Origin of the sequence: Bacillus sp. 3255, from assembly GCF_031456485.1 — a bacterium.
GTDB lineage: Bacteria > Bacillota > Bacilli > Paenibacillales > NBRC-103111 > Paenibacillus_E.
In genome coordinates, this window is record NZ_JAVDUS010000006.1 from 135,317 (window position 1) to 150,139 (window position 14,823).

At 52.8% G+C, this 14,823-nt stretch carries 8 protein-coding genes; all 8 read left to right on the top strand.

Features of this window, described 5'->3' with window-relative positions; translation table 11 throughout:
• Window positions 1-3 precede the first annotated feature (3 nt).
• The 8 genes from J2X61_RS11350 to arfA all read left to right on the top strand — a co-directional run bounded on the left by J2X61_RS11350 (window position 4) and on the right by arfA (window position 14,822).
• A complete protein-coding gene (locus tag J2X61_RS11350) occupies window positions 4-3,177 on the top strand; it encodes an alpha-mannosidase (RefSeq protein ID WP_310187850.1) in 3,174 nt (1,057 codons plus the stop codon).
• 189 nt (window positions 3,178-3,366) lie between these two features.
• A complete protein-coding gene (locus J2X61_RS11355; RefSeq protein WP_274469997.1) occupies window positions 3,367-4,260 on the top strand; it encodes a carbohydrate ABC transporter permease in 894 nt (297 codons plus the stop codon).
• Window positions 4,261-4,288: 28 nt separating this feature from the next.
• On the top strand, window positions 4,289-5,140 hold the full coding sequence (locus J2X61_RS11360) for a carbohydrate ABC transporter permease (RefSeq protein WP_379240363.1): 852 nt from the start codon (window positions 4,289-4,291) through the stop codon (window positions 5,138-5,140).
• Between the two features lie 151 nt (window positions 5,141-5,291).
• On the top strand, window positions 5,292-6,695 hold the full coding sequence (locus J2X61_RS11365) for an extracellular solute-binding protein (RefSeq protein WP_274469995.1): 1,404 nt from the start codon (window positions 5,292-5,294) through the stop codon (window positions 6,693-6,695).
• 91 nt (window positions 6,696-6,786) lie between these two features.
• A complete protein-coding gene (locus J2X61_RS11370; RefSeq protein ID WP_274469994.1) occupies window positions 6,787-8,538 on the top strand; it encodes a sensor histidine kinase in 1,752 nt (583 codons plus the stop codon).
• 7 nt (window positions 8,539-8,545) lie between these two features.
• A complete protein-coding gene (locus tag J2X61_RS11375) occupies window positions 8,546-10,156 on the top strand; it encodes a response regulator (protein ID WP_274469993.1) in 1,611 nt (536 codons plus the stop codon).
• Between the two features lie 30 nt (window positions 10,157-10,186).
• Window positions 10,187-13,291, top strand: coding sequence for a beta-galactosidase, LacZ type (gene lacZ, locus J2X61_RS11380; RefSeq protein ID WP_310187852.1), 3,105 nt, complete (start codon window positions 10,187-10,189; stop codon window positions 13,289-13,291).
• A gap of 37 nt (window positions 13,292-13,328) precedes the next feature.
• Window positions 13,329-14,822: an arabinosylfuranosidase ArfA gene (gene arfA / locus J2X61_RS11385; RefSeq protein WP_396135438.1), complete on the top strand. Its 1,494-nt coding sequence runs from the start codon at window positions 13,329-13,331 to the stop codon at window positions 14,820-14,822.
• Window position 14,823 lies beyond the last annotated feature (1 nt).

Consider the following 14,823-nt stretch of genomic DNA (forward strand, 5'->3'; position numbering starts at 1 on the left):
CACATGTTGTGGACAGTGGAGAAATTACAGGCGCGAATTCTTGAACTTGAACCTTACCGCTATCGCGGCGAAAGGGCTATAGATACGATTCGAATCAAACGCGACGCCGAAGGAGCGATTGGCGCTTACCCGGCGGAAGACGGCGAATGGAGCGGCATTCAGATCGGAGACCGTTGGAAAGGGCGCGATGTGTATTATTGGTTAGCCGCCGATCCGCAGATTCCGGCAGAGTGGCAGGGTAAGAAAGTGCTTGGCCGGTTCAAGCTGGGGCAAACCGGTGACGGAACGAACAGCGGGTTTGAATCGCTTCTTTATGTGAATGGCGCGCCGTTCCAAGGCGTGGATTCCAATCATGAGGAAGTCTTCTTCCCCGACGAGCTGATTGGATCCGTTGTACAGCTTCGCTTCCGTTTATGGTCCGGGCTTGGCGGTTATCAGAGCTACCGTGAAATGGAAAGCCAGCTGGAATGGGCGTCCTTGTGCTGGCTGGACGAAGCTTGCGACGATCTTTATTACACGGCGAGAGCTTTGCTGGAGACGGTTCGGATCTTGGAGGAAAGCCGTCCTGAACGGCACGCGCTGCTGACTATGCTGGATCAGGCTTTCCTGCTTCTCGATTGGTCGAGGCCGGGAAGCGACGGCTTCTACAGCTCCGTGGCGATGGCGCAGGAACAGCTGAGCCGCACGCTCGCTTCCATGCCCAAGCTGCATGCGGTTGTCGTCCAATGCATCGGGCACACGCATATCGATGTCGCGTGGCTCTGGCAGCTGAAGCATACGCGGGAGAAGGCGGCGAGATCGTTCTCGACGGTACTGCGTTTGATGGAGATGTACCCGGAGTACGTATTCTTGCAAACACAGCCGCAGCTGTATGCGTACATCAAGGAAGATTATCCGCAAATTTATGAAAGCATCAAGGAACGGGTGCGGGAAGGCCGTTGGGAAGCGGGCGGCGCGATGTGGTTGGAGGCGGACTGCAACCTGGCTTCCGGGGAATCGTTGGTCAGACAGCTTCTGTACGGAACCCGTTTCTTCCGGGAAGAATTCGGCGTTGAATGCAAGTACCTGTGGCTGCCGGATGTATTCGGCTACAGCTGGGCGCTGCCGCAAATTTTGCGCAAAGCGGGCATCGAATCGTTCATGACGACCAAAATCAGCTGGAATCAATATAACCGCATGCCGCACGATACCTTCATGTGGCGGGGGATTGACGGAACGGAAGTGCTGACCCATTTCATTACGACGCCGGATCCCGGATCGAGCGAAGGGGCCTTTTACTATACGTATAATGGGAAAGTGACGCCGGCTTCGGTACAAGGTATCTGGGACGCGTACCGCGATAAGTCGCTGAATTCGTCTCTGCTCCTTGCCTATGGGTTCGGCGACGGCGGAGGCGGCGTCAACCGGGAAATGCTGGAGATGCGGCGCCGATTAGACCAAATCCCCGGCATTCCGGCCGTGAAGACGGGGCGCGCCGACGAATATTTCCGCGAGCTGCAGCAGCGGGTGGCAAGCACCGATTCCTACGTGCACACATGGGACGGCGAGCTGTATTTGGAGCTGCACCGCGGTACGTATACAAGTCAAGCTTACAATAAGCTGATGAATCGCAAGCTGGAGCTGCTGTACAGGGAAACGGAATGGCTGCAAGTGTTGAGCAGCGTTGCGAACGCGGCCGCGCATGCGGCAAGCGGCGAAAGCTCTCAGCTTCTGCATAAAGGCTGGACCATTATTCTGCGAAACCAATTCCATGACATCATCCCCGGCTCGTCGATTCGTGAAGTTTATGAGGACAGCAGGGTCGAGTATGGCGAAGCGCTTGCCCTCGGAGAGCAAGTGCGGAACCAATCCCTTGCTTACTTGACAGATGGTGGACAGGGCGGGGACCGGGAAGTGACGGTGTTCAACAGCGCTTCCTGGGAACAGACGGATATCGTTCGCTTACCCCAAGGGGACGCTGCCGCTCATGAGGTCTGGTTGGATGCCCGGAATCGTCCGCTGGAGACACAGTTGGTGGATGGAGAACGATGGGTGAAAGTAGCGGAGATCCCTTCGATGGGCTACACGGTGATTCATCCGGCGGAAGCCGCGGATAGCCATGCGCCTGCGCCGAAGTCTGATGCCGATGTATTCCATTCGAAGGAGCGTGGTTTGGTCACGCCTTTCTATGAAATCGAATGGAATGCGAGCGGTCAGCTCGAACGGCTCTATGACCGGCTGGCGAAGCGGGACATCCTCGCAGAGGGGCAGACCGGCAACCGGCTGGAGGTGTTCGAGGATAAGCCGAAAGGCCGGCACGAGGCGTGGGACATCGACATTTTCTACACGGAGAAAAGGCGCGAAGTGACCCAGGTGACCCGCATGGAAGTGACGAACATCGGGGCTCTGGCCGCGATCGTCCGCTTCGAATGGGCGTATATGGATTCGACCATTATTCAAGATATGATCGTCTACGCGCACAGCCGACGAATAGATTTCAAAACGCATGTTCATTGGAACGAGCAGCGCCAGCTGTTGAAGGCGGCATTCCCGGTGCGAATCCGGGCGACGGAAGCGACGTACGATATCCAATTCGGCAACGTGAAGCGCCCTACGCATTGGAATACAAGCTGGGATTACGCGCGCTTCGAGACGGTCGGCCATCAGTGGGCCGATCTGTCGGAACGCGGGTACGGGGTCAGCCTCTTGAACGATTGCAAGTACGGCTATGACATCAAAGACAACGTGATGCGGCTGACGCTGATCAAGTCCGCCATGGTGCCGGATCCTACGGCCGATATCGGTGAACATCATTTCACCTATTCGCTGTTCCCGCATGCCGGCGATTGGTATGACGGGCGAACGGTGCAAGCCGCATGGTCCTTGAATAACCCGCTGACGAGCACCGGCGGTAAGCGTGCCGATGCCGAAGCGTCATTCAGCTTATTCCGTCTGTCCTGCGATCATGTCATGATCGACGCGGTGAAAGAAGCGGAGGATGGCGGCGGCGTCATCTTGCGGATTCACGAGTTCGCAGGCATCAGCGGGCAGCTGGAGATCGCGAGCGATGCCCGGATCGCATCCTGGCAGGAATGCGATCTGCTCGAACGTCCGCAGGGCGGGAAGTTGGTGAGCGCTCAGCTAGACGTTCCTATGAAGCCTTATGAGATCAAGACTTTTATTGTCCATTTCCAATAAATTGTAGCGTCAGCAAGGCCGCAAATTCCTTTGCGGCCTGTTTGCTTTCGGTATTTATTGACAGGCGGTTGACCGGCTGTCGAAGACAGTTGAATTGTCACACGGACACAGTTGAATTACCACTCCCGCATCGCCGCGAGCTTGTAATATGCTTAGACTACTAGTTTAAGTATAAGGAGAAGATGTCATATGCGCAGAAGGGGTTCCCTGTTCAATTCCTATGTTTTTATTTTGCCAAGTCTGTTTCTAACTTTGGCGCTAGGCATATACCCGCTTATATGGGCGTTTCGTTATATGTTCTACGATTACCAGGGGTACGGTGAAGAGAAATTTATCGGTATCGATAATTTCACAAGATTGCTGCGTGATACGGAGTATTGGCACTCCGTGTACAACACGCTCATATATGCAGGCGGCAAATTGATTATCGTCCTGCCGCTTTCCCTCATCCTTGCCGTCATTCTGAATCGCGGCATCCGGGGCAAAGTGCTGCTCCGCGCCGTGTATTTCATGCCGACCATTATCAGTACTTCCGTCATGGCGATCGTCTTTTTCACGATATTCAATTCGTATAACGGCCTGCTCAATCAATTTCTATTGAAGTATGGCTTAACCTCCAAAGCGATCGATTGGCTCGGACCGGATTATGCGATGTTAACCGTTATTATTATGGCCGTCTGGGGCGCCATCGGTAACTATATGCTTCTGTTCATTGCCGGACTGCAAGGAATTCCGGACGATCTGTACGAAAGCGCCTCGATTGACGGAGCGAATGTCGTGCAGAAGTTCTGGTACATTACGATTCCGATGCTCGGACCGGTTCTGCAAATGATCGTGATGCTCGCCATCATCAACTCCCTGAAAGGCTATGAGAGCATTATGGTCATGACCGAGGGCGGACCTTTCGGTAAAACCGATGTCATGTACCTGTACGTGTACAAGCTGTTCTTCCCGGTTTCGGCGGCTTCTCCGACAGTCCAGCAGATCGGATACGGCAGCGCCGCAGGCTTCGTAACGGCTCTCATCGTCGGGGTCATTACCATTGCGTACTTCGCGATGTCCAAACGTTTGAATCAGGATTAACAAGGGAGGGTATACAATGATTACTAGCATGAACTCCGGCGGTTTCCGAGGCGGCCGTTTCATCGGGCATGGCATCAAATGGATATTTTTGATAGCGGTAGCCTTTTTCACGATATTTCCGATTATTATGGCGATCTTGGGTTCGGTCAAAACGAATGCGGAGCTGACGACGGGAGCTACCATCCTGCCTACCGTCTGGCAATTTTCCAACTACGCCACAGCCTGGAAGCAGGCTAATTTTGCCCAGTTTACATGGAACAGCCTCTTTATCAGCATCATCGTAACGATCGGAACGCTGCTAGTGGCTACGATGTCGGCTTATGCCGTGGATCGAACGCAGTTTCCTGGCAAAAGGCTTTACGTAGCTCTGCAGGCCAGCACGATGTTCATTTCCATTGGCGCCGTTGTTTTGATGCCTCAGTTCAATCTCATGGTGAAGCTCGGTTTAAATAAATCGCTATGGGGTGTTATCCTTATTCTCATCAGCTCGCATGCCGTGATCTATTTCATGCTGATCGGCTTCTTCAAGGCCATTCCCAAAGATCTGGACGAGGCGGCATACATCGACGGCTGCAATTTCTTCACGGTCTATTGGCGGATTATTCTCCCGCTTCTGCGCCCGGCATTGGGCGTTACCGCGTTGTTCACGTTCCGCGGCGCATGGAATGAGTATATTTTGCCCCTCGTCTTCACGATGACGAACCCGAAGCTGCAAACGTTGACGGTCGGCTTGGCGAATTTGCGCTACGGCATTGGCGCAGCAGCGGAGGCGCAGCTTATGATGGCCGGCGCTTGTCTGTCCTTCCTGCCCATTCTGGTCGTCTATGTGCTTGCGAACAAGTCGTTCATCCAGGTAACGGCCGGAAGTGTGAAAGGTTAAATTGATACAGAAACATACAAAACAGTTATTTTCCCCCACCTGGAAAGTTGATTTGTCCTTCACGGTTCAGCCGGATATCGAGTTATCATGAAAACAGTTACATGAGATGTGCATCACATTCCAGGAAGAGATAACAGGAGGGTTTCACGACATGAGTAAAAAGATCGTATTGAACGCACTGCTTGGAGTTACGTTGGTGGCTTCACTTGCGGCATGCGGCAGCCAAACCGATTCATCCGCTGCCAAAACGGGTGCGAGTGCCGCCCCTGCGGCAAGCGGACAGAAGACGAAGCTGAGCTATTGGACGATTGACCGTCACGATGCCGATTATATGAAAGAAGTCATCAAGAAGTTCAATGAGACGAACAAGGACAACATCGAGGTTGAGATGACGGTCATGGCCGATAACTTCAACCAATCGGTCGATATTGCTTTCGCCAGCAAGCAGGCGCCGGATATTCTTCGGACGAACGATTTCCCCGGCTTCGTGAAGAAAGGGTATCTCTTGCCGCTGAACGATATGATGACAGACGAAATGAAGAAACGGTATAATAATTTACTTGTAGAAGAAAGCAATATGGTCGATGGCAAAATTTACTCGCTTCCGAACACAGGGCAATACTGGCGGTTAATCTATAACGTCGATCTGTTCAAAAAAGCCGGCATCACCGAACCGCCGAAAACGATTCAGGAAATGGTTGAGGATGCCAAGAAAATTACGGAAGCCGGCAAAGACATCGGTGCTTACGGCTTCGCGGAAAACTTCAAAAATCCAAGCTCGGCCTTCTCGCGGATTGCCAATCCGATCGGTTCGCTCAGCGGTACTTCCGTAGTCGACGGTTACAATTACAAAACAGGCCAGTTCGATTTTGCGGCGTATAAGCCGATTGTCGATGCACTTCGGCAGATGAAGCAGGACGGCAGCATGCTGCCTGGCGTTGAATCGCTCGATATCGATCCGCTTCGCGCCCAATTCGCGGCTGGTAAGATCGGTATGTACTTCAACCACTCCGGCGAACCTGCCGTGTACCAAAGCCAATTCCCGACCAAAATTAACTGGAGCGCGGCACTGCCTCCAACGATTGACGGGAAACTGACAGGGACTGTGAACCTGGCCAATGCGGGTAACTATATCGGCATTAGCGCCAACACGCCGAACAAAGACAAAGCGTGGAAATTCATGGAGTACATTTATAACCTGAGCTTCCAGAAGGAATATCACGAGAAGGGTCTCGGGATCTCGATTGTGCCGGACGTTAACGCAGCGGCCCAGAAGCCGGCTATGCCGGGAATCGAAGGTTTCTTGCCGACGAAGTATGACGCTCTATATGCACCTTCACCAAGCGGTGTCGTAGAGACGAAGGTGGAAGGCACGAAATTAGGCAACGTCGTGATTAAATACATGCTCGAAGGCGGAGATTTGGACAAAATTTTGAGTGATTTGACTACCCGCTATAATACGGCATTGGAGAAAGCGCGTGCTGCGGGCGAGACCAAGATGAAGGCGGATCCGAATTTCGATCCGAACAAATTGCAGGGCAGCCTCGCGAAATAGGGGCAAAGTTTAATGGATACAATAGGAATGGGGCGCGCGGCCGAAAGCAGCGCGCTCTTCCTTATTATTGTGCGGAGAAGGGGGAGTCAGCTTGCATACATGGTTTTACCGGCTTTCGCTCCGCCGGCGGTTATGGATCTCGGTGTTGATGTTGACCGTCATCTCCATTTCAATAACGGGGATGATGTCTTATTGGATCGCCTTTCGATCGACAGAAAGCGAAGCGTTCATATCCAGCCAGAATACGTTGAATAAAACGGCGCGCGTGTTTGACGAGAAGCTCAGGCACATTATCGTGACCACCTCGTCGATGATGCTCAGCGATCCGTTCAGGAACGCGATGGAGGATGTCTTATCGAATAATTCGGCCTCCTACTATACACGGCTCTCTTCTTTGCAAACGCCGCTTGGGCAAATGAAACTGATCGAGCCCTCTATTCAATCCGTATTGATCTACACACCGGTTGGCGAAATGTATGCTACGAACGATTTGCGGAACGGGCAGGTGCGCTTCAAGGAGACGATCTTTGCCCGCTATCTGAATACAACCGACCGCGTCGTGTGGGTGGAAGACCATGAAGATCCTCTTTTCCAGGGGAAACAGAGGGTAATTTCGCTGGTGATGAAGCCCGTCACAGAGGCGGATGTCCGGGATGTGTACGTGGTGGTGAACGTGAATCAGGAGTTAATCGGCGGGGTTATCACGGATGACCTGCTGGATCCATCCCAAAATTATTATCTCATCACGAGAGATGGGGATACCGTACTTCCGTTAAGCAGTCAAAAAGCGCTGTTTCAAAGCGATCCCGATTTCATAAGCCAGCTGCAGCACGAGGATCGCGGTTTCTTCAAATATGACATCGCCGGCAGCAACTACCTCGTCAATTATTCGCGGCTCACGCTTGCGGACAATTGGATGATGGTCAGTGTGCAGAAGCAGTCGGATTTGCTCCATCAGGTGAATCGGATCAAAACGATTACGCTCTTGATCATGCTGTGCTGCGCCGTATTGGCTTTCGTGCTATCCAATGTCATGTCGAGCTTCCTGCTGAAGCCGCTGCATAAGCTGCAAGGGTTGATGAAGAAGGTTGAGCAAAATCAACTCGACGTGCGTTTTACGAGCAAATATGAGGATGAAGTGACGCAGGTCGGGTTGAAATTCAACCGGATGCTCGAGGAAATTGCTTCGCTCATTGAGGATGTGAAGGACGCCGAGTACGAGAAGCGCAAGATGGAGGTGAAAGCTCTCCAGGCGCAGATCGACCCGCATTTTCTGTATAACACGTTAAACACGATCATTTGGAAGTCGGAAACGTCGCAGAACCGGGATGTAACGGAAATGATTACGTCGCTGTCCTTAATGTTCCAGTTCGGTCTGAATGGCGGTAACGAGATGACGACTTTGGCCCGGGAAATCGATCATGTAAGGCAATATTTGATGCTGCAGCAGCAGTGTTACGAGGATCTGTTCGATTATACGATTAAGCTCGAAGATGAGTCTTTGCTGGAGGTTCCCGTTTTGAAAATTATTTTGCAGCCTTTGGTGGAGAATTCCATCCTGCACGGTTTTCAAAGTATTGAAGGGATGGGGAACATTCGGATTTCGATTTGGAGAACCGAAGACGAACTGCATCTTCAAGTGGAGGATAACGGGGAAGGCATGGATGTGCTGTCCGTTGATACGGATATGCGAAGGGAGCACTCGGCACCCAAAAGCTACGCGCTTCGCAATGTATATGGACGGTTGAAGCTATACTACGGCAACCAAGCGGACATCCGGCTTAGCAGCGAACCTTTCGTCTCCACCACGGTGAAACTAACTATACCATTGACAGGCGAGTGATGAAGCAGTGACGACCGAACTTAGAATGTGCGTAATCGACGATATCAAGACCGTGGTGCAGGGCATCGCGAATCAAATCAATTGGGAGACTTACGGCATTCGTATTACGGGCACGGCCAGCAATGGCGAGCAGGGGATCGAATTGATCCGGGAGACGGAGCCCCACATTGTACTGACGGATATTCGCATGCCGAAAAAAGACGGGCTGGAGATGACCCGGCAAGTGCTGGATATGTTTCCGCGAACCAAAATTGTGTTCCTCAGCGGTTATACCGACTTCGATTATGCGCAAGAAGCGCTGCGTTTGGGCGCATTCGACTATATCGTTAAGCCGTACACGCCTCAGAAAATTATCGATGTGGTGCTCAAGGCCAAACAGGCGGTTGAGGATGAAATGTCCGAGAAGCAGCGCTATCGTGAAATGGAAAGAAAGCTGAGGGAAAGCTTGCCGTATTTAAGGCAGGAATACTTCCAGCTGCTGCTGCAATTCCCTACGACGCCGGAACAAGCGCAGAGACGCTGGGATTTCTTGAACATCGCGCTTGAGCGGGAACGATTCATCGTCATGCTGATGGAAATCGATCAGTTTACCGAACAGACGGATGCGCTTCCGGTCCAGGAGGTGGAGCTGATCCGGTTCACGGTCCAGAACATTTTGGAAGAAAGCTTGACGGAGCATACCAAGGGATTCGTATTCCGCGATCACACGAACCGATTTGTCGCCATATTCAATCCGCCGGAACATATCAGCGTAGAAGCCATTGCAGAGAAATGCCGTGAGAACGTCAATCACTATTCCCGCTATACCATTTCGATAGGACTTGGAGAAGAAGTGCAGGAGATCCACCGGATCTCCTACTCCTACTCCCAAGCATTCGCGGCCCTCTCCTATAACTTCTATACGGGCGGCAATACCGTGTACAGCTACCGCCATATGAGTCCCGTCCCCCAATCGCTGCCCCGTTACTCTCCCGAGAAGGAGAAAGAGCTGTTCTATTGCATCAGGTCCGGGAACCTGCAGAAGGCGAGCGGTATCGTGGACGAACTGTTCGAGGAAACCGTCAATGCGTCGATGCCTCCGGCTCCGGAGGTCGTGAAGGGAATGTGCGACGAGCTCGCCTTCCTCATCAATCGGGTGTTCTCGGAGAAATTGACGCGCGAAGAGATGGAAGGGATCGAACGGCAGCTGTATCATATCACGAACCTTTCCTCGTACAAGCTGAAGGAGCTGCAGGATAACATCAAGGAGATGTGCAGGATCGGCTGCGAAATCATTCAGAAGCGCCATGTTGAAGATGTGAACCAGGTCGTAGAGCAGGTCATCGCCCATATCCGGCAAAACGTGGCCTCCAATATGACGGTCAATGATTATGCCAAGCTCGTCTATTTGAGCGGCAGTTACTTTGCCAATCTGTTCAAGAAAGTAACCGGGATGACCGTAACCCAATTCGTCACCTCCGAGCGCATGGAACAAACGAAAGCCATGCTCCTCGAAGGCAAGCAGGTGCAGGAGATCGCCCAAGCTCTCGGGTACGAGGACAGAAGGCATTTCAGCGAACTGTTCAAAAAGCATACCGGCATGACACCGTCTGAATTTAAGCAGCTGTACACAAATTGAAGTTCAAATCTAGCAAATGAGGTGCAAGTCATGCGTCATAAGTTTTCTTATGTGCCCCCGAAGAACGGGTATCCCGAATGGAATAACAACCCGGAAATATTCCAATTGAACCGAATGCAGGCTCACGCGACGTTAATGCCGTTCGCGACGTTGGAAGAAGCGCTGAAGGGGGACAGAAGCGGCTCGAACTATACGGCTTCGCTGAACGGCTTATGGAAATTCAGCTTCGCCGAGAACCCGGACAAGCGGATCGTCCCTTTCTACGAAGCCGGCTTCGATACGAGCGGTTGGGACGACATTCAAGTGCCGGGGCATTGGCAGCTGCAGGGCTACGATTATCCGCAGTATACGAATGTCAGGTATCCATGGGAAGGGAAAGAGGATATTAAGCCTCCGTTCGCCCCGACGAAGTATAATCCCGTCGGTTCTTATGCGCGAACGTTCACTGTACCGGAAGCTTGGCATGGCCAGCCAGTTTATATCAGCTTCCAGGGGGTGGAATCCGCCTTCTACGTCTGGGTGAACGGCGAAATGGTCGGTTACAGCGAAGATTCCTTTACTCCGGCGGAGTTCGATCTCACCCCTTATCTGCTTGACGGCGAGAACAAGCTGGCTGTTGAAGTCTATCGCTGGAGCGATGCCAGTTGGCTGGAGGATCAGGACTTTTGGCGGATGAGCGGCATTTTCCGCGACGTCTTCCTGTACAGCACGCCGAAAGCGCATGTGTATGATTTCCGTGTCGTTGCCGATCTGGATGACGCATACCGGCACGGCCATTTGCACATCCAAGCGACGGTGACGAATGCGTTCGGCGAGCGTCTGGGAAGCCACACGCTGGAAGCCAGCCTGTATGACAAGGCGGGGAACCGCGTACTGGCGCCGCTGACGGCGGACGTCGAGTTGAACGACGGACAAGAACGGCAGCTGCAGTTAGGCGCAAGCGTGGAGAACCCGCTGAAGTGGACCGCCGAGACGCCGAATCTGTACACGCTGGTACTGGCGCTGAAGGATCGTTCGGGGGAGCTCGTTGAAGCGGTGAGCTGCCGCGTCGGGTTCCGCAGGTTCGAGCTGGCCGACGGCTTAATGAAAATCAACGGCAAGCGCATCCTGTTCAAAGGCGTGAATCGCCATGAGTTTAACTGCGAGACCGGCCGCGCCATCGGGTATGACGATATGGTGCGCGATATTCAGCTGATGAAAGCTTATAACATCAATGCCGTCCGCACTTCCCATTATCCGAACCATCCGCTGTGGTACGATTTGTGTGACGAATATGGCCTCTATGTGATCGATGAAACGAATCTGGAGACACACGGCAGCTGGTCCAATTTCCAGGAAGAGGAAGGATGGACCGTCCCGGCGAGTAAGCCGGAATGGACGGCTAATGTCCTCGACAGGGCGAATTCGATGCTTCAGCGGGATAAAAACCATCCGTCCATTGTCATCTGGTCGTTAGGCAATGAATCCTGGGGCGGGGACAATTTCATCCGCATGCACGATTTCTTCCGATCCAATGATCCGACCCGTCTCGTTCATTACGAAGGCGTCACGCGCTGCCGCAAATCGGACGCGGCTTCCGATATGGAAAGCCAGATGTATACGCCGCCGCACAAAGTTGAGGAGTATGCGCGCTCCAACCCGAAGAAGCCTTTCATCCTGTGTGAATACAGCCATGCCATGGGCAATTCCAGCGGGAATCTTGTCAAATATACCGATTTGTTTGATCAATATCCGATTCTACAGGGAGGCTTTATCTGGGATTGGATCGACCAGGCTATTCGTACGACAACTCCGGAAGGCACCGCGTATTTGGCTTATGGCGGAGATTTCGGCGATACACCGAACGACGGCACTTTTTGCGGGAACGGTCTTTTGTTCGCAGATCGCCGGGTAACCCCCAAATTGTACGAAGTGAAAAAATGTTATCAGAACGTCAAGCTCGAGGCGGTTGATTTACAGCAAGGGCGGATTCGCGTTACGAACAATTATTTGTTTACGAACCTGATCGATTATGATTGTAAGTGGGAAGTGGCGAGAAACGGCTTGCCGATCCAGGAAGGGGATGCCGCACTGGCTGCAGAAGCAGGAGATGCTGTAGAAATTATAATTCCTTATGAACAGCCTGCCGATATGCGCGACGGTGAAGAGTGCACATTGACCGTAAGACTGGTGGAGAAAGCCGAGCAGGCGTGGGCGCCTGCAGGTCACGAGGTGGCGTTCGAACAGTACGTGCTCCCTGTTAAGACGCGTCCGGCACAACAAGCGGTCTCTCATCCCCTCCGGACGGAAGAGACGGAAGCCGCATTTATGGCATTCGGAGCGGATTTCCGTGTGACTTTCAGCAAGCTGACAGGCGATATGACTTCTTACCGTTATCAAGGCGTCGAGCTGATGAAAGAGTCGCCGAGGCCTAACTTCTGGCGGGCAAGCATCGACAACGATAAAGGGAACAAGCTCCCTGAACGCAGCGCCGCTTGGAGGGAAGCCGGACAAGAGCGCCAACTGCATGACATGCATATTCAGACCTATGCACATAAGGTTGAAATCGCGGTATCGTATCTGCTGCCGACGACACGCAGTTCATTGTGTCACTTGCAATATACCGTGTTGGGCAACGGCGAGATTCGCATTCGCGAAGAGCTGCAGCCAGGCCATAACCTGCCGGAAATTCCGGAGATCGGGATGATGTTCCAGCTTGACGGCAGCCTGGAGAACCTGAAGTGGTACGGCAAAGGCCCGCATGAGAATCATTGGGATCGCGCCGAAAGTGCAAGGTTAGGTATTTATGAGGGGAAAGTAGCTGACCAATACGTGCCGTATTTGCGCCCTCAGGAATGCGGGAACAAAACGGAGGTGCGATGGGCGGAACTCACCCGTGCCGACGGCATCGGATTGCGGATCGAAGGCGCCCCGGCCGTGGAACTGAACGCGCTGCCGTATACGCCGGCTGAATTGGAAGCGCACGATCATCTGTACAAGCTGCCTCTCAGCGACAAAGTCGCTTTGCGCGTGAACTACCGGCAGATGGGGGTTGGCGGCGACGACAGCTGGTTGTCGAAGACGCATCCTGAGTTTACGCTTTACGCAAACCGCAGCTATGCATACAGCTTCACGCTGAAAGGGATTATTCAATAATTCGTTGGGGGAATGAGCAGTGGCACTGAAAGCATCCATGATTGTAGACAAAGACTTCATTCTGGCAGAGGTTGATCCGAGAATATACGGTTCTTTCATTGAACACCTGGGCCGTGCGGTGTATGGAGGGATCTATGAGCCCTCCCATCCAACGGCTGACGAGCGGGGTTTCCGCAGAGATGCTTTGGAGGTCATTCGGCGGCTGCAAGTCCCCATCATTCGATATCCCGGAGGGAATTTCGTCTCCGGCTACAATTGGGAGGATGGCGTCGGTCCGCAATCGGAGCGCAAGCGCAAGCTGGAGCTGGCTTGGTGGACGACGGAAACCAATCAGGTCGGAACGAATGAATTCGCCGAGTGGGCCAAGCTTGCCGGCACAGAGGTCATGATGGCGGTTAATCTCGGTACCCGTGGCGTGGATGCTGCGCGGAATCTGGTGGAGTACTGCAACCATCCATCCGGCTCTTATTGGAGCGACCTGCGCATTTCTCACGGCTACAAGGAGCCTCACAAATTCAAAACCTGGTGCTTGGGCAACGAGATGGACGGCCCTTGGCAAATCGGCGCCAAGACAGCAGTCGAGTACGGCCGGTTAGCCAATGAAACGGCGAAAGTGATGCGGTGGGTGGACCCGAATCTGGAGCTTGTCGCTTGCGGGAGCTCCAGCAGCGGGATGCCGACCTTCGCGGATTGGGAAGCAACCGTTCTGGATCTGACGTATGATCAAGTCGATTATTTGTCCCTGCATACGTACTACAACAATAATGCGAACGACTCGGACAATTTTCTTGCCCGTTCGATGGATATGGATCAATTCATCGGGACTGTAGCTTCCATCTGCGATTATGTCAAAGCCAAGAAGCGGAGTAAAAAGAAGCTGTATCTTTCCTTGGACGAATGGAACGTATGGAATTCGATCGGCACCAGCCGGGCGGATGAGCGCTGGCAGGTGGCGCCGCCCGAATTCGAGGATACGTATACCCTTGAGGACGCTCTTGTGGTAGGCTGCTGCTTAATTACGATGCTCAAGCATGCGGACCGGGTGAAAATGGCTTGTTTGGCTCAGTTGATCAATGTCATTGCGCCTATTATGACCGAGAACGGAGGACCTCTCTGGCTGCAAACGACGTATTATCCGTACCTCCATGCTTCCCTATACGGCAGAGGGAAAGTGCTGCACCCTGTCATCCGCTCGCCTAAGTACGACTCCAAAGATTATACGGACGTACCTTATTTGGAAGCCATTAGCGTCTATAACGAGGAGCAAAATCAAATTACGGTTTTCGCCGTGAACCGGCATCTTCAAGATACGCTGGACCTGGATATTAATCTTCGCAGCTTCGGTAAAGTCAGACTGGTCGAGCATTTGGTGCTTGAGCATGACAATCTGAAAGCGACCAATACCAAGGGACATCCGGACCAGGTTATCCCGCATAATCGCGGGAGCGCAAGATGCGAGGACGGACATATTCATGCCCGCCTGTCCAAAGCTTCCTGGAACGTAATTCGATTGGAAGTTATCCATGCATAGG